Consider the following 18,471-nt stretch of genomic DNA (forward strand, 5'->3'; position numbering starts at 1 on the left):
CATGACTATTTTGTCCGACTATGTGTCGGGAACGATTTCGCTCGCCAATGGGTCAGTGACGGTCACTGGCACCGGGACGTTGTTCGAGGTGACGCAGTTTCGGGAAGGCGACACTCTTCAAATCCAGAACCTGACGGCTGTCATTGCCAGCGTCGATAGCAATACCCAGTTGACGCTCACTGAGCCTTGGACCGGCGCAAGCATCGTCAACGGTGCATACCGTGCTCGCCAGCTTGGCGATGGATCGCGGGTCTCGACGCAAGCCGCAACCATTATCGAACTGCTGGGCAATGGCATTCTGGCCAATATCGCTGAACTTGGCGTCGAAGAGAGCAAGGTTCTCATCGGTGGCCCGACAGGGGAATGGCAACTGAAGGACCAAGGCAAAATCGGCATCCAAGACCCGAACGGAAGCCTTGGCAAGCTGGCGGCGCTAACGCTCGCGGCGAACAAAATTCTCAATACCGATGCATCAGGTGATCTTACCCAGTCTGACATTACGGCAACGGCCATTTCACTCCTTGCCGCCGCTGATCCTGCATCTGCTCGTTTGGTTCTTGGGGCATTCGCCTCTGCTGGTGGAGATATTTCAGGCCAGACTAACTTCACCGGGGGTACAATCCAACTTGGTGCCGCTGGCGGAACGCGGACGCTATTACGTTACGACGGGACAATCAGTTATGACGGCGGGACCACATGGTATCCGATCTATAGTGCTGGTGGGACTGGCTTCGTAATGATGGGCGCTCAAGGGTATATCGTGTTCCCAAATCTAGCCGCCCCCAATCGCCTGACCATTCAGTGGGGGTATGACACAGGTTCAGGTGATAGAACGATCACCTACCCTATTGCTTTCGCTAATAATTACACTGTCATTCCCGCAATTAGTAATGGAGCGGGGTCCGATGCCGGAAGTTCTGTATTCGTTGCGGTCAGTGCTTTTGCCACAACTGGATTTACAATCAGGCCACGATACATCAACGGAACAAGTGGGCCGGCTATTGCAACTCAACCAGTCGGATGGATAGCGGTGGGGAGAACTTGATATGATTTTCGCTGTATTAGACGATAACAATGTGCCGAAGGGCTTTTACCGAGATGATGTTCACGGTTCTAGAAACCGACCGATTTATGGGAACACTCCGGAACCAACGTCGGATGATCCATACCCAGTTGCGCCAGTAATTGGGGAAGAGACAAACCCTGATTGTCGCATTCCCGTAGAGGCTATAGAGATTACGGAGGCACAATGGCGTGAATGTCTTGAAAATAGTGGCCGACGCCAGTTCATCAAAAACGATGATGGTGAATATCAGCTTGTCGAACATACGCCGCCAGAGCCAGAGCCAGACGCCACCGTTCTGCCAGCCGTTACTCTCTGGGAACGCATGACTGATGACGAGGCAGAGCAGGTCAACGCGGCGATGGCTACGCAGCCTTTCCGAACTCGACAAATCTTCCTGACGGCGAATACGTTCCGATCAGATCATGAGCTTTGGCCGCTGCTTGTTCAGATGGCGACGGAATTGTTTGGCGAAGAGAGAGCAGGTGATCTGTTGTTCAGTTAACGAGTATACTTAAGCGCGAATTTCTTTGTGTTTGAAGGCAAAAAAATGGCCACTTACGTGGTCGCGTGATGGCGCGAACTTTGATTTCAGTCTCAACATCGGCTTTTCGACATATTTATATGATGCCCATGAGAGCATCATCGTCAGTGGGAGAAGAATAAAAATAGCGTGGAGATGTTTCGTCAGCAACGACATTTCCTGGGATCGGAAAAACGTTACATCGAACCAAACAATTGGGAAATTGTATAGGTATATGCCATAGGAAATTCTGCCTACATATGTCAGCCAGTTCAACTCAAGAACTTGGTGTAGCAGAGTTTTCTTATGCATAGCTAAAGAGATAACAACAACCGCAGTTGCAGTAATCGCTATCGGTTGTTTCCATATAAGATAATCTACTGGGTAAACTGCAACCGCTGTCACAATTATTGCGGCGGGAAATGACAGGTATTTAATCGCTTGATTGAGATGGGTCAAAAAGCCGCCATTCAATAAAAGCGCCGCAAGTGCTCCCATAAAGAGCGCTCCCGATCTGGTTGGCAAGCTACTGCTGACCCACAACATTGGTGCTGAAAAAATGACGGATGCGAGTAGTGTCGCTTGGCAAACAACAATTAGTATGATGGCTGCGAAAATAACAGCCCGATAGCGCGGCAAAACCTTAATTAAGCCGAGCAATAAAAGCGGCCAAAAAAGATAAAACTGTTCCTCTATAGAGAGCGTCCAAGTATGCGCGAACTGTCTCATATCCATAAGGTCGAGTGACCGGACCCAGTTGCTTACATAAAGCAGGGACCATAAAGCGGGCCAAAATGTCTGTTGTACGCTCAAAAATCCGAGCGCTACCCCTCCGACCCCAAAAATCAAAACTGTTAAAAGTAAAGCAGGCACTAGGCGCAACGCACGTTTAACGAAGAAAGTGCGGAATGAGATTGTTCCTGTCCTATCTATTTCTGAGATGAGCAGGGACGTAATGAGGAAACCGCTTAGAACCAAGAATAGGTCAACGCCAAGTTGGGCGCTACGTACACCTAAAAAGCTGTCGAAATGATGAAATACCACTAAGAGCACAGCAATACCGCGAATGCCGTCGAAGCTTTTTATCCGTCCCATTTTGCTGCCCTTGCAAGTCGCTAGATAGATAGCATTGCTTACTGGCCAACACAACTAATGTAACAACCGGAATTACCGCCCACTGAGGCGGCTTTTTTTGCTTAAGAAAAACCCCGGACTAGCCGGGGTTAAGGCTATTGTCGCCGCCTGGTGTCCCAGAAAAGCACCGATATGACGCTGAGCAATGCAGCGAGGATGGGGACTTCGATTAGAAAATACCAATGCATTGATATTCCCTCATACCAGAACGCGGCCACCGCCGTCGCCATGCGAAGTCATCCACGGCATGGCGGCTTCAGGTTTTTCGAGAATGTTGCGTTTTCGAGCGAAGCCTTCAAAGGCGTTATGCGCCACGATTAGCGGTTTCAGCCCGCTGTGAGCCTCACAACAGGCGCTCCATGCCACTTCATAGATGATGTCGCGATCATCCTTTGGCCATTCATAAAGAAAATCGATTGCGTCAATCGGGCCTGCAATCTCCCTGATCAGAAATTTGCCGTCCTTCACAAAAATTGGACTGTCAAACAAACGGTCGCTCATCGAAACCTCCATTTGATCGAACGAAGTGTGTTGGAATGACGGCTTCGATTTAGTGATTGCGTCGGCGGTTTCAAGAACCTCTTATCCTTAATTTTCAGGAAATCCCCATGAACAAAACAACATTCTTCGCATATGCGAGGCGCGCGCCTTTTGGCGGGCGCTTGAGCCAAGCGCAGGTCGACGGCACGTCGGCAATTCTGGCTGAAGCTGAGCGCCGAGGCCTGCCAGCCGAGCAGACGGCTTATGTGCTCGCAACGGCATTCCACGAAACCGGCGGCAAGATGCAGCCGATCGAGGAAAACCTGAACTACACCAGTGCGGCACGCATCAGGCAGGTCTGGCCGTCGCGGTTCGCTTCTGTTGCTGCCGCCCAGCCTTATGTGCGTAATCCGCAGGCCTTGGCTAACAAGGTCTACGGCAGGCGCATGGGCAATACCGGTGCGAACGACGGCTGGACATACCGCGGTCGTGCCTTGGCGATGATCACCGGCAAGGACAATTATAAGAAATATGGTCTCAGCGATAACCCTGACGCCGCGCTGGAGATGGCGACAGCTATCCGCATCCTGTTTGACGGGATGATCAACGGCAAGTTTACGGGCAAGCGGCTGGCTGACTTTTTCGGCGGCGGTAAGGCCAACCCAGAAGGTGCGCGAGCCATTGTCAACGACAGCGACAAGGCCAGCCTTATTGCGGGGTATTACCGCAACTTCCTCGACAGCCTCGTGGCTGCCCGTGAAATGAAGCCTGCCGCCGCCGAAGACGCCAAGCCTGATGATGTGCCTCTGCTGCAGGACAAGACAGTGCAAACGATCGTCGCTGGAACAGGCGGCACGCTCATAACGGGCGTTATCGGCGCGGTGAGCAACCCTTGGGCGTTCGCAACTGTCGCGCTGCTGCTGGTCGCAGCAGGCGCAGGCTTCTGGCTCTGGAAGAGCGGTAGGCTCGAACTGAAGAGGGTGGCGGCGTGAGGATCACAAGGATTGCCCTTGAATATGACAGCGACGCGGGAACGGCCACGGTGAGGATCGATAACGGTTCGCAGCAGTGGAACAACGCCAAACTCACAGTCTGCGATGCCATCGAAACGCGCGACGGCTACCTGCTGCCGATCACAGGGCAGCAGCGCGCGCTTATTTTGACAGGAGTGCCGACATGACCTGGCTCTTATCCCTGCGCTCCAAAATCACAGGCTGGGCCGTGGCAATCGCTGCGGCCCTTGCGATTCTGGCGGGTGCTTACCTCAAGGGCGTGGCGGACAACGCCACAATCGCCACCGCCGACCGGCTGAATGCCGCCAATAAAGCAAGGAAGATCGAAGATGAAACCAGCAAGCTTGGCGGCGGTGATGTTGACGCTGCTCTGTCTCGGTGGATGCGTGACAGCCGGTAGCTATTGCGACGTTGCGCGGCCCGTTCGCCCGAGCATTGAGGACAGCCTGACCGACAGCACGAAGCGCCAGATCCTCGCGGAGAACTCGAAACTGGAAAAGCTATGCGGGGTGCGGCCGTGAGGACGCGAATGTGGCTGGCCTGCCTGTGGCTGGGTGTGGCAGCAAGGGGGATTATTGGATGACCGGCGCTGAAATCATGGCCGTTGTCGGCTTTATCGTGATGCTGATGGGCTTCCTGTTCGGACTTTGGAAATACGTCGAAAGCCAGATCGCGAAAGCCGAAACGCGCAACGCGGCGAAGGCAGAAGCTGCGACCGCTCTTGCCAGCCTGACCCGTCAGGAGCTTTCCGACTACAAGCTGCGCGCGGCAGAGACGTTCGCCACGAAGGCAGGCATGCAGGAGCAGACGTCGCAGATCATGCGGGCCATTGAAAGTGTGGCGCACCGTATCGACGGGCTCACCGAGCGGATTGATAATCTGATGCAGCCAAAAGCGATGAGAAGTAGAACTTAATTCCAACAAGGCTGGAACCAAAGATACTGCATACGCATTATATGTTCGGAAATACCAAGTAAGAATGGAGAATATAATATGCGTCGTATTTTTCTAGCTGCTGTTGCAACTGCCGCACTCGTTTCTTTTGCAAATGCGCAGAACGCCACCGCAACACAAGAAGAGGCGTTTGTTACTGCGAAGACTACCGACGTTATTACTAGTAATATTCTAAACCTTGATGTTACGAATTCTAACGATGAGAGCATCGGTAAGATCCAGGATGTGGTGATGGGCGACGGTGACGTCGAAGGCTATATCGTATCGGTTGGCGGCTTCTTGGGCGTTGGCGAAAAGTATGTGGTCGTTGACCCGGATGCCATCGAGATTGTCTATTCTGAGAACGATAAGAAATGGTCGGCGAAAATGAACGCCACCAAGGAACAGCTCGAAAAGGCCACCGAGTTTAAATACGAGGGCCGCTGGGCAAAGTAACCAGTTCTTGAGAGAGCGGCTTTCGGGCCGCTCTTTTTATTTAGTCCATTAACACCACATTTATCGAGATATTCCATCCTGCATATTGCGCCGCTCACCACGGTTAGCGAGGCTGTGCTGATCATTTCGTAACATCTAACTGATATTCCCGTCTTACAAGTTCGGCGATATTCTCGCGCCAATTGGGGTCAGGCGCTTGTATTCTGTGCACTAATTCAACTTCAAGCCGAATGGAAATACTGGTCTTTTCGATTGGATTTTTTGGGCGACCACGGCGCTCACGCCTACGGGTTTCATTCATCAACAACTACACCTGTTCCATATTCACAAAGCGGAGGCTGGGGGATGAACCTTGCGTGAAGGTTGTGTTGCAGCTTTTCCATTTCCCACTTGACATCTCACCTCGAGACTCATTCTCTTTCCGCTTTCGGACGACCAATCCGAGCCGCTCACCACGGCTACCAACCAAACACGAGGAGACTGTATGTCCCATGACAGACAGGGCGCGGGCGCGCGCCTTTCACACGAAGAACTCCTGCGGCGCGCGGAGGCTTACCGCGAGCACGGCACGCTGGTTAAGGCTGCTGCTGCGCTTGGCATCAAGAAGTCGGCATTCCACGAGAGCATTAAGCGGGCCGCGGAGATTGGGCTGTTGGGTCCGTCGCCGACGTTGCCCGGCTATGCGATCAAAAGCCTGACCGAGACGCCGAACGGCACATATATGCGCCAGACGAAAGAGGCTGATCCGGTTTACGAGCCAACGGCTGGCCTCGCTGTCAAAGGCAAGACGACGCTCGTCAATGCCGAAGGCAGGGTGATTACGCAGCACATTATGGAGCGGGCTGATGCCAGCGCACAGCGGGCGGCACTCGATGCCATGGTGGCAGCCCTGTCCGAAAGCTTACCGCGCGTCAGTATTATGCCCGCTCCGCGCGGCACTAGTGCGGATTTATTGAACTTCTTCTGCCTAACGGACGCCCATTTTGGGATGCTGGCATGGCGGGAAGAAACCGGCGCTGATTACGATATCGAGATTGCAGAGCAGCTTGTTACGGACTGGTTCGCTGCCGCGATTGATCTCGCGCCTGACGCTCATACCGCTGTGCTGGCGCAGCTCGGCGACCTTGCTCACTACGACAGCATGGAAACCGTTACGCCTGCCAGCAAGCACGTGCTGGATTCGGACTCACGCCTGCAGAAGATAATTCGCGTCATCATCCGGACAGTTCGGCGTGTCATCGACATGCTGCTGCAAAAGCACCAGCACGTGCACATCATTATGGCACAGGGCAATCACGACCCGGCCTCATCGGCGTGGCTGCGAGAAATGCTGGCGGCGATGTATGAGAACGAGCCCCGCATCTCCGTCGATAACTCGCCCAGCCTTTATTACGCCTACGAGTGGGGTAAGACAGCCGTATTCGCACACCACGGCCACAAGCGCGGCGTTAATAACGTCGATGCGACGCTCGCTGGCATGTTTCGAGAAATGTACGGCCGGAGCAAATATGCCTATGCGCACATCGGCCATTTGCATTCGGACGAGGGGCGTAAGTCCGGACTGATGTATGTCGAGCGCCATGAGACGCTGGCGGCTCCAGACGCATATGCTGCTGGCGGCGGCTGGTTGTCAGGCAGATCGGCGAAGGTCATCACGTACTCGAAGCTGTACGGCGAAGTTTCACGGCTGACACTCCGGCCTGAAATGGTGCAGGGCGCGGTACGCATGCCGGTCGCCGCAAATGATAATCACCCCAGCGGGCTGCAGCCTAACCAACCACCGCGCCGCCCACCAAGTAGCGCTTTCACCACACACACGAGGAGACAACATGCTTGAAGAAGCAGAAGACCGCGCTGCGCGAGCCGCCGTTGAAGGGCGGCAGATGAGGGCAGGTGGGAAGGTTATAAGTCGCCTGCCAAAACCTTATAACGACAACTTGCCGGTAACCAGAGTGACGATAAGGGCCGACAAGTTATATATCGGTGACGTTCCCGTGCCGCAGCCGGCGTCAGTTGCCCATCAACCGGCACGCAAGCCGCTTGTCATCATCGAAAGCCCATATAGCGGCCCGCTGGACAATATATGGTACGCGCAAGCCTGCCTTCTGGACAGTTTGCGCCTGGGTGAAGCGCCGATTGCGAGCCACTTGCTGCATACGCAAGTGCTGGATGATATGCACCCCGACGAGCGAGAGCTAGGCATAGAGGCTGGGCTTGCATGGTATCGCGTGGCGGAGAAATGCGTTGTTTACAGTGACCGTGGCATTAGCGGTGGTATGATTAAAGGCATCGAGCGGGCCAAGCGATTTGGCGTGCCGATCGAGTTCCGCAATATTGAAGCAAGCGCAGCTGCTTGAGAGCGCCGCAGGAGAAAACCCATGAGTAACCTTGAAACAGCAATTGCGGTAGCGGCAGCGGCGCATATGGACCAGAAGAGCGACAACGGCGATCCGTACATTCTGCATCCACTGCGCGTTATGATGGCTCAGGAGACACGCGAAACGCAGATCCTCGCTGTTATGCATGACATGATCGAGCACACGAACACGTCGCTTAACGATATCTATTCGTTCGGCTTTGATGATGACATCGTGTTGGCCTTGAATGCGATCACCTGTCGCGATGATGAAGACTATCTCGTCTACGTCAAGCGGGCCTGCTCCAATCCTATTGCGCGACCGGTGAAGATCGCAGACTTGCGCGACAATCTACGTTCCTATGGCGACGATGAGGAGCATCGAGTGCGCTACACCGCCGCTCTCGAAATGATCGGGGAGGCGCCATGACTAACTTCCACGTAGGCCAGAAGGTCGTCTGCATCGATGCCAAGGTCGGCTTCGAGCAGTTCATCGAAATCCGGGAAGGCGAAGTTTACACCATTTCGTGGATAGGCCCGTTTGAACATTACACGCAGGGCAACTACATCGGCGTTCGCCTTAAGGGCATTGATCGAGGCATCTGCCCGCAGTTCGGTTATGACAATCCGCCGTTCGCGGCGCGTCGGTTTCGCCCGCTTGTTCGCGATAAGCTGTCGGCGCTGCGCGGTCTGCTTGCGGGCGGGCCAGTAACTGAGAAGTTTGAAGAGCCGAAGCGGAAGGTGAGGGAAGAGGTATGAGTTTCGTCGTCGACAGAACAGCGCCCATTTATGCCGACCTCAAGTTTAAATCAGTCACCTCCGACGGCGGCAGCACGAGCTATTACGAGCTGCCTCCCCATGCGACCGAGCTAAACGACCTGATCGAGCACAAAGGCATGTCCTTTGCTCTCGGCAACATTTTCAAGGCTTGCTATCGGTTCGGCGAGAAAGACGCGGCCAGCCGAATGTATGATCTGAATAAGATCGTTTATTTTGCGGAGAGGCTTAAAAAAGTAGAGGAGAAGCGGGTCGCTTAGTGGTTTTCATGGTTAAGTCAACAATGACGCTGTCTACCTCTTTTTTGGAGGCCCAATTATACCTTCGTTATACTGGACGTGGGATATTGCAATAAAATAGTTATTTGTTGCCATATTCCTTGGTTAACGAGAGGGGGAAAAGAAAATGGACGCTGATTCAGAGTATGTTGGCGTAAATTTAGGATGGGCTGATAAAGATTGGGGGTTTAATGAGGGCGCTCAAGAGGCAATAAATCTTATAAATACTATAGTGTCCGCAGGGTATGCAAACCAAGTTAGCACAATTATAGGCGTTATAAATAATATACCTGGTGGCTTGGGCGGAGCTATTGCTGGCAATACGTTGAAGCGCCCACCAATTATGGATGCGGCTAGAGGGCTTGTATTGGCCAATTCAGATCTAGCCGTGCAACTTGCTTTAACGTGTCAACACCATAACCCACCTGTTCGGAGTAAACTGGCGTCTTTGAGTAATCTGGTAGTGGAATATCTGAAAGGCAACATACCCAATCTATGGAACCATTAGAGATGCAATCTAGGTGATAGATTGCCAGGGTCGTTCAATAGATTGCCAATGGCAGTCGGATCAGATAACCGAATTTTGTTATTGAGCGAATTCGCGAAGCACGAGCGCACCTTTCACCAAAATGAAGGGTGCTGCCTGCTGCGCTGAATAACTAAGTTGCGGGAGTTTGCATGCGCCCGCGAGCGCAATTGCCTGCTCGGCCATTATCCTTCTGGATACGCCTACGCTTGCGGCTTAAAAAAGAACCCCGCAGCGAAAACCGCGCGGGGTCAAGCGACTGCGTCCCCTCTCCAAAAGGACAATCAAAATTTACCCTTCTGGTCAAAAAAAGTAAACCCCGGCAAGGTGGACGCCGTGCCGGGGTCACGCAGGTTGGGTTTTCATCGGTCTGAAAAGCCTGCGCAATTTATAATTTATGCGGACTAGATTAGTGGTCAAGCACAACCGATCAATCGAAAAGCCTAGCCAATTCGGCCGAGCGCGTTGCCGTTATTTCTGGATCGTGGTTGCTTTCCTCGAAGATTCTCATCACGAGTCGGGCTAGTCGGTCCTTGTCCTCATGGGTGGAGGGGCATCGTTCAAGGAGATCGCAGCATTGGGTATATGCTTGCTGTAAAAGCTCCAGTTCGGTCGGGTTATATGTTCCCTGATAGTCTGCGGATCTGAACGGCATCGGTGGCTCCTTCTATGCAACCACAGCGCTCAGTTTTGGCAAATTTCAAGTGGTATTTTGCGTTCGAAAATCGGGTGCTTTAATTGTCGCATGGGCGCGGAAAAGTAACCCCGGCTCCGAAGGGGGGGCGCCGGGGCTACATACCAGTAGGGGTGTCAACAAAGCCAACCTGGTTTGTAGGGTCAGAAAGCCACTGATCGCGGTCCTGTGGCGCCCTAGATGCGTTAGCAAGTACCCGTGAAAAAATGGGGAACGTTTTATCACTCTCTTCGTTTTCACACTGCGAAGAAATTCCCATCGTTCAAAGGATGAAGAGATGAGCAGCACCACGGATAAAATTAAGGGAAAAGCCAATCAGGCCGGCGGAGCGATCAAGGAAGAAGCTGGCAAGCTTACAGGTAACCGAAAGGTTGAAGCAGAAGGTGCGGCCCAGAAGCTGAAGGGCAAGGCTCAGGAAGCCAAAGGCAAGGCAAAAGACGCCGTAAAGTCGGTTGTCGATAAAGCCTAAGTAATTTGCCGCTAGTATCTCCCTATCCTCTTGGGTGGGGAGATTTTTATTGAACTCATTAAAAGCCCCGGCATACGGGATGGATTAAAAAAGAGTAAACTCCAGTCGCATCCCAACGACACCGGAATTTACGTCATCCAGACGTTTGTTTCGCCGCACTCGTTTGGATGAATACTAAAGGTAGCTGGATGGCCTAATTGTCATGCCTGCCGCATTTGCTGCTTTGATAAAGGCGGCGCGCGGTGAACTTCGTTTTCCTTCTAGGTCAGCCAAACAAGCGCGGAGCGCAGATCGATATTCTTTTCCAATTGCATTTTCAGGCCAAGATTCAAGCAAGCATTCTGCCGCTCCAGCGGTGCTTGTTATAATGCGGTATTTACCTACTACGTAGATCTCTACGTCGACAGGATCACCCCAAGGCATTGCACGCACTCCGAAAAAAGCCCCACCTGAGATAGTTACGGCGGGGCCAAACTTGGTGTCATTGCTGCAAATCAACTATCCATCGGGACGTTTGTTCCCTCGGCCTTGTTCGAATTTGCCGGTATGGCACTGATATCGTGCCGTACTATATATCTTTGGTGAGCCAAGCGAGATGCTAGCTCGCATAATTGCGACTGGTCACGAAGACCATTCTGAAAGAGCATAATTATGCATGATGCGAGTTCTTGAGCAGAATAATTTCGGTCGCTTTCTTCGAGGATAATGGCTGAATTATTAAAACAGCTACGTAAGAAATTGACTTCATTAGGCATAAATATTCGGCTCGCTTCGTTAAAAAACGGCATGTCAGCCTCCTTTTATTTATCAATCAATCGTACTCTGATTAGAAATATTAGATAGATAAATAATATCACTTAATATTACTTTATAAGTGGACCCGAAAATATTGAACCCCGCCAGCCGTTTAGCTGACGGGGTATGCGCCTGCCGAAGCGAGCCACGCCGTAAACAGGCGCATTCTGACATTCGTTGCAGCCCCTAACAGGTGAAACAACAGGTTGTTCCTCATTCTGCAGGATCAGTTCCTTTCACGCCGCGGTGCATGTTCTCAGCAACTATCCTGATTGCAGTCGCCGCTTCCTCCTCCGACCATCCGGCTTCTACAGCGTCCTGGATGAGTTCGGGCACACCTATCACCTGAGTGCGGGCTATGGCCGCAGTGACCTCTGCGTCTCTGGCGCCGGATACCACAGCTCGCTCGACCAGCTCCGCAATTCCTTGCGAAACCGCTTCTTGGCAGTCGATTTCACGATCTGGATAATCACTGGGTTGTTTTGGTCCGAACATTAAATCCTCCCTAGAATAAACTCGCCTGTGCTTCCTTGTTGTCAATGCTTGGCGTTAGGTCGATCAGATCGGCGTCGGGCAGGGGCTTCTGCATGTCTTTGGCTTCATTCCACGGAGCACGTAGCCACGTGTCTATCTCCTCCGTTGTGCGGAGAATGACTGGCATAGCCTTTGGATGAACGGGCCAAACAACACCATTCGCCTCGGTCGTAAGAAATGCAAAGATATCGATCTCGACCAGACCTTCTTTACGCTTTCGGATCGCCTTCCATCGCGTCCAAAGTCCGGCGAACGCAAACAAAGGCTTTTCCTCATTTAAAGCAAACCAGTGAGCGGTGAGCTTCCCTGTTTTCGGGTCGCGGACTTTACCGTACTCGCAAAATGAGGTGGCCGGGACGACGCAACGATGCTCGACGCCAAACCATGGCCGCCAATGCCCTGACTTGAGATTTCGTATGTTGGTGACGCCGCTGTCGACATCAGACTTCAACTTCTCTGGCGGTGTCGGCATGCCCCATCGAAGTATCGCCAGTTCTGGCTCATCGCCTTTGACGTTTCTCATTACTGGCGCTGGATAGTCGGGGTAGATGTCCAATACCGGATTAATGCGGTTTGTCATATCCGAGAATTTCGGGAACAGGCGGCGCATGGCCTCATGGTTCGTCGTGATGTTGTATAGATTGCACATGCGCGCCTCCTCGCTTACAAGAAGGTAGGGCGCTTATTTTCTGCGTCCATACGTCGATGGAACATCACTGCGATAAGACAGTTACCTTAGACGATTGAACATGCCGAGGAGCCGGTCAAATGAAATGGATAGCTGCAGCAGTTGGCCTCGTGATCGTGTCCAGCGCGTCATTTGCACAAGGATCTGGAGCGCCATCGCAATCTGGTGGGCAGGAACCTGAAGTGCCGGGTAACCCTCCAGCAGCACCGGGCCAGCCACCATCCGATCCAGACAGCACCCAAGTCCCGTCGTCGCAAAAGCAAGATCAGATACAGAAGCCGGAGATAGACGCATGTTCTCCTGGGCAGGAAGCAAAAACCTGCGTTGAAAAGCAGCGTGGCACCAAGTAGCTCTTATTTGCGCCGTCCAGCCAAGGCTTCTTCGCCTTCCTGTTTATGCTCGCGGCAGAACCAGCGTTGGACAGTAGCGGTCTTGTAGCCGAATGATCCCCACGCTTTGCAGCCCTTCGCATCGCAGAAGTGCTCAAACAGCTTGTTGCCTTTGGCGCTGGGAGTTCGGTCGGTCTTGTATCCAGTCATTCTCTATCTCGGTGGTTTTGTCACTCCGAACTGAGCATCGCCCTTGGCCGTGCAGGCCCGGCAACGCATTCGTCGGTGAAGATCAACAAAGTATGTATGTGTTCCGAACTTCCGCAGAATGATCCGTTTGTCGACCGATCCGATATGACCGCAGCGGCAGCAATAACCGTACAGTTCGTACCAGCCAAACAAATCCATGATCCGCGTCGAGACCGGCATATCCATCAAGTAAGGTGGTCGAATCTTCATTTTTCAAAATACGTCTCCCATGGTTTGGAAGACTTATCGGCGGGGTCGTGCGGCTTGCCACCATAAAGGCGGATGAACTCTTTCTGTCCCTCCCGAGTGTTAAAGCGCGCAATGCTAAATCCCGTCAGATTGTGTTGGGCTCCACCCCAAAGCCGGTAGCCGCCCAATCTCTCTCGGTCGGTCAACATTTGAACCAGACGCATCCGATGCCATTCGGTAAGTAGAAGAACGACCTGAAATGGGTATTCCTTGTTGATCAGCGTTTTTGGCGGCTCACCGCGTGAACGGCTCATTTGGGAGACTCATTTCTTATCGCACAACGATTCTTTCCCACTTGTCGGCAGAAGCGGTGACACCAAAAGGCTTGCCGCCATGCCGACGCATGAAAGCGCTCATGCACTTTTCAGTAGGGAAACTGAATACGCAGAAATCGATTCCGGACTTGCGGGCCATGCGATGAGGTAAGCGAGCGCCAAGGCGGTCGGCATCGCGATGCACTTCGCGCCGGGCGCATTTCAGAGCGTAAGCTTCAGGAAGGGCGACTTGGAACGTTTTCATCACGCTGCCCTCTTGAAGATGTCGGCGCGCTGGCCGTGTGTGACGGCAATGCGAGCGAGTTCAACTTCACGCGCCAGAAAGTCGCGGTCTTTCAGAAGCGCCTCAATGGCCGCGCGCACATCTCCCCTATGGTAGGCGAGTACCTGCTGAATTTCGTCTTCATAATTTTGCACAAGAGCGTTCATGGCTTCCTCCTGCTAATTTATATGTTCCCATTTTGTTCTCATATAGAACGAAAGTCAACAGGCCATGATTCCGTTCCGTCGACTTGTCGGCTCGTGTGCCATTGTATATTGTGTGCCAAAATTATCAGGAGTTCATTTTGGCCAAAATTAAGAAGCGATCCTGGGAGAATGCCAGCGGGCAGCATGAGGCTTGGCAACTCGATTTTACGGATCGTCTTGGCAAGCGGCACCGTGAACAATTCACAAAGAAGCGCGAAGCGGAAGCAAGGCTGGCGGAACTCATCGCCACGACAGGTTCAGCCACTTACAAGGAAGAGGCGAAGAAAACCACAGTCGCGGATGTTTGCGACGATTTCTATAAAGCCATGGAGCTTCGCCACAAGCGCGGGGAGAAGGTCGTTCAGTCCTATCTTCGGACGACGAAGCAGCATTTCGATAATTGGATCAACCCTACCGACGAAAGCAGCATTAGCTTCGAAAACGGCATAGGCGAGAAAACGCTGGCAGAGTTAACGACAGCCGATGTCATCAAGTTTCGTGATGACATGCGCAATGCGGGGGCGGGAATCGTCACAACACGGCGCGTCCTAGGCACCTTAAGCCGCACCCTCAAGCATGGTATTGAAACGAACAAGGTCGGCGTAAACGTTGCGAAGGGTGTCCGCGTCATTGGAAAGCGAGACGAAGGATCTGAGCGAGTAACGCCACCGTCCAAGATGGCTCTAGCGGCAATCCTCAATCTTGCTAAGGCGCCTATCGACCTGCGTATCCGCTTTGCCGCCGCCACTGGCCTGCGTGCTTCGGAACAGTGGGCGCTGCGATGGACGCATATAGATATGGAAAACGGTCATGTCAGTGTCGAGACGCGCGTTGATGCCTATGGCGAGTTTGACACGACAAAGTCAGGGGCGGGCCGCCGAACCGTTCCAATTGGCAAGGCGATGATTGACCAACTGAAGGCTTGGAAGGCTACATCCAAACATAACGGATTTGATGACTTCGTGTTCACCGACAGCAGGGGCGGCTTCATTCGCCATACGAACTTTATGAAACGGGATTGGAAGCCCCTTATCGCAAAGACGAACGCCCCGGATATCGGATGGCACGCGTTGAGGCATTATGCGATTTCGACGTGGATCGAAGCCGGCCTTTCCCCCAAGGCCGTGCAGACATTGGCGGGCCACGCCAGTTACGCAATAACCATGAATCGATACGGCCATCTGTTCCCATCCGACGATCATAAGGCAGCATTCGACAGGATTGCCGAAACGCTCGCCTCATGATAGATTGGCACACAAATGGCACATGATGCTTATAACATATTGAAAATAAACATGTTATTAACTGACTTTTAATCAGTAGGTCCAGGGTTCGAATCCCTGCGCGCTCACCACTTTCAAAGACTTAGCCCTAAAATTGAAAAGCCGATTTTACACTTGGCCGGTTTTTTTACAGTCTATGTCTGACGTGATCTCATCATGATCGTTCTGTTAAACACAAAAATCACGAGAGGCGACTTACGACGCCTCTTCTTCAACGGTTGTCTGTGCAATCTGTTGAGAACCCGCGTTGATCTGTTGTGCAGCAAGGAAGCCCAGCCAGACCGCAATCAGGCATATAATCACCGAAATACCGATATTGAGAAGGGCCTTGCCGGGCTGACCGGCTCTCAGAAGATCCAGCGTTTGCAGGCTGAATGACGAGAAGGTGGTGAAGCCGCCGCAAACACCGACCATAAAGGCCAAGCGCCAGATTTCCGGCACGGCGAAGCGTCCGTGTTCGAGCGTCAGCGTTCCGAAAAAGGAAATCGCGAATGATCCAACGATATTGATGACAATTGTGCCCCAAGGCAGGTCACGGCTGACTGGTAGCATCAAAAGGGCGAGCCAATAACGCGCCACGCTTCCAATCGCTCCGCCGAGCGCTACCATGATGGTTGCTTGCATAATTCACCTGTCAAAATTGCGAAACGAAAATGCTTGCTGGATAAAGCCGGGCAGGGGATATCCCATGACCTCAATGGCTTCAACCATCGACGCATTGCGTTCCGATTGTCAATTCGATCAGGAGTCATCAGCCAGAAGCGGCGGTTTCGGGAGAACCCCATTCCCATCATGCACGCTGTTTATACAGAAAAGCCGCGCCTCACGTCAACGATCCTGTCCCGCCTGATGGCTGTTCGTCGTCACCGCCGCTCACCTCTACAGGCGTGCAACTCTGTTCCGCACAGCGTCGCTGACGCGATAAATTGCAGAAGCCGGGGCAGGGAGAGTGCGCCGCATGAACGCAACTTTCTTGAGATAATGGTCGATTTTCCAGGTGGCCCAGGTTCCACCGCGAAAATAGGCGACATCGCCAGCTTTCAGCGTACGGTGCTTGCCGTCGGCGTCGGTCACATGCACCTCGCCTTCGAGAATATAGACTGTTTCATCCCATCCGAAATACCAGCGGAACTCACCCGCGGTGCAATCCCAGATCGCGGTGAAGGCCGCACGGTCACCGCTGGCCGACTGCTCACATGAACGCGCCTGTGGCGATCCTTCCAATATCCAGTCCGGATTGATTGGCGCTGGCTTAAGCTCCATGTCAAAGGCGCTGTTGGCGACAAGCGCTGGCCTTACCGGCGTGGTAAAAATGTTTGGCTTAAAAACATTCGGCATTGTACGCGCAACCGCCATAACGGCTGTCGCCAGCATGAACTTCCAGGCCATGAAATCCCCCAAACGATGTTGGCCTCTGTTTAATTGCAAATCGTCGGAAAAGTATTAATTCGCGCGCGAAAATTGTCTCGCAATACAACCGGAAATTTTGGCATCAGCTTGATCGCGCAGTGCCGAACATGCTTCAATTTTATTGAACGTAATATGATTTATAGACAATGAAAATGAAACATGACCTGTGATAAGTGTGATCGCGAACCTCCTGAGAGCAGGGGGCATTGTCAGATCGATTCCGATAAGAGGCGCACGAGCTATGAGCCAGACGAAGCTATTTTCTCCTTTGGAAGTGGGCGGTTTGCATCTGAAAAACCGCATTGTTATTGCCCCAATGTGCCAGTATTCGGCCGAAGACGGCAAAACGACAGACTGGCACCTGATGCATCTGGGCAATCTGGCCCAATCCGGAGCAGGGCTGTTAACGATAGAAGCAACGGCGGTCAGCCCTGAAGGCAGGATCAGCTATGCGGATGTCGGCCTTTATTCCGATGAAACGGAAGCGGCGCTGGAACGGACACTCGATGGCGTTCGCCGCTGGTCGACGATGCCTATCGCCATTCAGCTTGCTCATGCAGGCAGAAAGGCTTCCACCGATCTGCCGTGGAAAGGCGGGCGTCAGATTGCGCCAACGCACGAAAATGGCTGGCAGACCATCGCGCCGTCTGCGTTTGCATTCAATTCTGCCGACAACGCTCCGACACAAATGGACAAGGACGAGCTGAAGCGCATCCGCGAAGCATTTGTAGATGCTGCCAAGCGTTCCGCGAGGCTGGGTCTGGACGCGATTCAGATTCACGGGGCGCATGGTTATCTTCTGCATCAATTCCTGTCGCCACTGTCGAACAAGCGTGGTGACGAATATGGTGGCTCCTTGGAAAACCGCATGCGTTTCCCATTGGAAATTTTTGACGCTGTTCGCGAAGTCTTTCCAGCGGATCGTCCGGTCACCATGCGGCTTTCCGGGACGGATTGGGTCGAAGACGGCTGGGATATAGAGCAGACCGTGGCGTTGTCGCAGGCTCTGGCTGCACGAGGCTGTGCGGCAATTCACGTATCGAGCGGAGGACTTGATGCAGGTCAGAAGATTCCAGTCGGACCAAGCTATCAGGTGCCATTGGCGCGTGCGGTCAAGGCAGCCGTCAATATTCCTGTTGTGGCAGTGGGTCTCATTACCGATTACGAGCAGGCGGAAGCCATTCTGTCCACCGGTGATGCCGATATGATCGGGCTTGCGCGCACGGTTCTCTACGATCCGCGCTGGCCGTGGCATGCAGCAGCCCATTTTGGCGAGACGATTGAAGCTGCACCGCAGTTTCTGCGCTCACAGCCACGCCAGTTCCGCAATCTCTTTACGCAGATGAACTGAAAACACGCCGAGAAGGGTTTTGAGGGCAGCCATTGGCTGTCCTCATGTGAGGTCAGGCTGAAGCGCGACTTTTCGATTTGAGTTTACGCAAAACGATGTCTGTTTGCGATGAGTTTTTGTCGGAAGACTTCTGCGGGC

27 protein-coding genes and 1 riboswitch are annotated in these 18,471 nt (G+C 52.9%); of the genes, 16 read left to right on the plus strand and 11 right to left on the minus strand.

Annotated features, from left to right (window positions below; all coding sequences use genetic code 11):
- Position 1: 1 nt before the first annotated feature.
- Positions 2-1,045, plus strand: coding sequence for a gp53-like domain-containing protein (locus FGI60_RS26440; RefSeq protein WP_210238471.1), 1,044 nt, complete (start codon positions 2-4; stop codon positions 1,043-1,045).
- Between the two features lies 1 nt (position 1,046).
- Positions 1,047-1,568: a hypothetical protein gene (locus FGI60_RS26585; protein WP_235889927.1), complete on the plus strand. Its 522-nt coding sequence runs from the start codon at positions 1,047-1,049 to the stop codon at positions 1,566-1,568.
- 9 nt (positions 1,569-1,577) lie between these two features.
- Here the strand turns inward: FGI60_RS26585 and FGI60_RS24865 are convergent, their stop codons facing one another.
- Both FGI60_RS24865 and FGI60_RS24870 read right to left on the minus strand, forming a co-directional pair.
- Positions 1,578-2,681, minus strand: a complete 1,104-nt coding sequence (locus FGI60_RS24865) for an acyltransferase family protein (protein WP_138787426.1) — start codon at positions 2,679-2,681, stop codon at positions 1,578-1,580.
- Between the two features lie 237 nt (positions 2,682-2,918).
- On the minus strand, positions 2,919-3,221 hold the full coding sequence (locus FGI60_RS24870) for a DUF982 domain-containing protein (RefSeq protein ID WP_138787427.1): 303 nt from the start codon (positions 3,219-3,221) through the stop codon (positions 2,919-2,921).
- Positions 3,222-3,328: 107 nt separating this feature from the next.
- On the opposite strand from FGI60_RS24870, the gene FGI60_RS24875 reads away from it, so the two are divergent.
- From FGI60_RS24875 to FGI60_RS24935, 12 genes are all read left to right on the plus strand, one after another.
- Positions 3,329-4,192: a chitinase gene (locus FGI60_RS24875; RefSeq protein WP_138787428.1), complete on the plus strand. Its 864-nt coding sequence runs from the start codon at positions 3,329-3,331 to the stop codon at positions 4,190-4,192.
- The gene (locus FGI60_RS24880) at positions 4,189-4,380 is read left to right on the plus strand and encodes a hypothetical protein (protein WP_138787429.1); all 192 of its coding nucleotides are present in this window, start codon (positions 4,189-4,191) and stop codon (positions 4,378-4,380) included. The genes FGI60_RS24875 and FGI60_RS24880 overlap by 4 nt, the downstream gene beginning before the upstream one ends.
- On the plus strand, positions 4,377-4,613 hold the full coding sequence (locus tag FGI60_RS24885; protein ID WP_138787430.1) for a hypothetical protein: 237 nt from the start codon (positions 4,377-4,379) through the stop codon (positions 4,611-4,613). Before FGI60_RS24880 ends, FGI60_RS24885 begins: the two co-directional genes overlap by 4 nt.
- Before the next feature lie 179 nt (positions 4,614-4,792).
- Positions 4,793-5,128, plus strand: coding sequence for a hypothetical protein (locus tag FGI60_RS24890; RefSeq protein ID WP_138787431.1), 336 nt, complete (start codon positions 4,793-4,795; stop codon positions 5,126-5,128).
- Between the two features lie 78 nt (positions 5,129-5,206).
- Complete coding sequence (locus FGI60_RS24895) at positions 5,207-5,602, plus strand: PRC-barrel domain-containing protein (protein WP_138787432.1); 396 nt, start codon at positions 5,207-5,209, stop codon at positions 5,600-5,602.
- A 484-nt stretch (positions 5,603-6,086) separates the two neighbouring features.
- Complete coding sequence (locus FGI60_RS24900; RefSeq protein WP_235889928.1) at positions 6,087-7,439, plus strand: oxidoreductase; 1,353 nt, start codon at positions 6,087-6,089, stop codon at positions 7,437-7,439.
- Positions 7,432-7,959 (plus strand): DUF7768 domain-containing protein, encoded by a 528-nt coding sequence (locus FGI60_RS24905; RefSeq protein WP_138787433.1) that lies wholly within the window; start codon positions 7,432-7,434, stop codon positions 7,957-7,959. The genes FGI60_RS24900 and FGI60_RS24905 overlap by 8 nt, the downstream gene beginning before the upstream one ends.
- A gap of 21 nt (positions 7,960-7,980) precedes the next feature.
- Entirely contained in the window at positions 7,981-8,388 is a 408-nt protein-coding gene (locus FGI60_RS24910) for a GTP pyrophosphokinase (RefSeq protein WP_138787434.1), read from the plus strand.
- Positions 8,385-8,717, plus strand: coding sequence for a hypothetical protein (locus FGI60_RS24915; protein ID WP_138787435.1), 333 nt, complete (start codon positions 8,385-8,387; stop codon positions 8,715-8,717). Before FGI60_RS24910 ends, FGI60_RS24915 begins: the two co-directional genes overlap by 4 nt.
- Entirely contained in the window at positions 8,714-8,995 is a 282-nt protein-coding gene (locus tag FGI60_RS24920) for a hypothetical protein (RefSeq protein ID WP_235889929.1), read from the plus strand. Before FGI60_RS24915 ends, FGI60_RS24920 begins: the two co-directional genes overlap by 4 nt.
- Positions 8,996-9,140: 145 nt before the next feature.
- A complete protein-coding gene (locus FGI60_RS24925) occupies positions 9,141-9,521 on the plus strand; it encodes a hypothetical protein (RefSeq protein ID WP_138787436.1) in 381 nt (126 codons plus the stop codon).
- Positions 9,522-10,510: 989 nt separating this feature from the next.
- Complete coding sequence (locus FGI60_RS24935; protein ID WP_113533395.1) at positions 10,511-10,702, plus strand: CsbD family protein; 192 nt, start codon at positions 10,511-10,513, stop codon at positions 10,700-10,702.
- A 174-nt stretch (positions 10,703-10,876) separates the two neighbouring features.
- Here the strand turns inward: FGI60_RS24935 and FGI60_RS24940 are convergent, their stop codons facing one another.
- The 7 genes from FGI60_RS24940 to FGI60_RS24980 all read right to left on the minus strand — a co-directional run bounded on the left by FGI60_RS24940 (position 10,877) and on the right by FGI60_RS24980 (position 14,250).
- Complete coding sequence (locus FGI60_RS24940) at positions 10,877-11,125, minus strand: DUF982 domain-containing protein (RefSeq protein ID WP_138787438.1); 249 nt, start codon at positions 11,123-11,125, stop codon at positions 10,877-10,879.
- Positions 11,126-11,710: 585 nt separating this feature from the next.
- Positions 11,711-11,992 carry a hypothetical protein gene (locus FGI60_RS24950; RefSeq protein WP_235889930.1) on the minus strand — a complete coding sequence of 94 codons (282 nt, stop codon included), beginning with the start codon at positions 11,990-11,992 and terminating at the stop codon, positions 11,711-11,713.
- 10 nt (positions 11,993-12,002) lie between these two features.
- The gene (locus tag FGI60_RS24955; RefSeq protein WP_138787441.1) at positions 12,003-12,680 is read right to left on the minus strand and encodes an SOS response-associated peptidase; all 678 of its coding nucleotides are present in this window, start codon (positions 12,678-12,680) and stop codon (positions 12,003-12,005) included.
- A 392-nt stretch (positions 12,681-13,072) separates the two neighbouring features.
- Entirely contained in the window at positions 13,073-13,258 is a 186-nt protein-coding gene (locus FGI60_RS24965; protein WP_138787443.1) for a hypothetical protein, read from the minus strand.
- Positions 13,259-13,503: 245 nt separating this feature from the next.
- Positions 13,504-13,800, minus strand: coding sequence for a hypothetical protein (locus FGI60_RS24970; RefSeq protein ID WP_138787444.1), 297 nt, complete (start codon positions 13,798-13,800; stop codon positions 13,504-13,506).
- A gap of 16 nt (positions 13,801-13,816) precedes the next feature.
- A complete protein-coding gene (locus FGI60_RS24975; protein ID WP_138787445.1) occupies positions 13,817-14,065 on the minus strand; it encodes a hypothetical protein in 249 nt (82 codons plus the stop codon).
- Positions 14,065-14,250 carry a hypothetical protein gene (locus FGI60_RS24980; RefSeq protein ID WP_138787446.1) on the minus strand — a complete coding sequence of 62 codons (186 nt, stop codon included), beginning with the start codon at positions 14,248-14,250 and terminating at the stop codon, positions 14,065-14,067. Before FGI60_RS24980 ends, FGI60_RS24975 begins: the two co-directional genes overlap by 1 nt.
- Before the next feature lie 137 nt (positions 14,251-14,387).
- Here FGI60_RS24980 and FGI60_RS24985 point away from each other — a divergent pair, with 137 nt between their 5' ends.
- On the plus strand, positions 14,388-15,533 hold the full coding sequence (locus FGI60_RS24985) for a tyrosine-type recombinase/integrase (protein WP_138787447.1): 1,146 nt from the start codon (positions 14,388-14,390) through the stop codon (positions 15,531-15,533).
- Between the two features lie 234 nt (positions 15,534-15,767).
- Here FGI60_RS24985 and crcB read toward each other — a convergent pair whose 3' ends face one another.
- Together crcB and FGI60_RS24995 are read right to left on the minus strand one after the other, a co-directional pair.
- Positions 15,768-16,196, minus strand: a complete 429-nt coding sequence (gene crcB / locus FGI60_RS24990) for a fluoride efflux transporter CrcB (RefSeq protein ID WP_138787448.1) — start codon at positions 16,194-16,196, stop codon at positions 15,768-15,770.
- Between the two features lie 111 nt (positions 16,197-16,307).
- A riboswitch (Fluoride riboswitch) is annotated at positions 16,308-16,370 on the minus strand.
- A gap of 81 nt (positions 16,371-16,451) precedes the next feature.
- The gene (locus tag FGI60_RS24995; protein WP_138787449.1) at positions 16,452-16,961 is read right to left on the minus strand and encodes a cupin domain-containing protein; all 510 of its coding nucleotides are present in this window, start codon (positions 16,959-16,961) and stop codon (positions 16,452-16,454) included.
- A gap of 262 nt (positions 16,962-17,223) precedes the next feature.
- Between FGI60_RS24995 and FGI60_RS25000 the strand changes: the two genes are divergently transcribed.
- Entirely contained in the window at positions 17,224-18,333 is a 1,110-nt protein-coding gene (locus FGI60_RS25000; RefSeq protein WP_138787450.1) for an NADH:flavin oxidoreductase/NADH oxidase, read from the plus strand.
- The last annotated feature ends 138 nt before the right edge of the window (positions 18,334-18,471 follow it).

The sequence above is a fragment of the Brucella haematophila genome, assembly GCF_005938105.1.
Lineage (GTDB): Bacteria > Pseudomonadota > Alphaproteobacteria > Rhizobiales > Rhizobiaceae > Brucella > Brucella haematophila.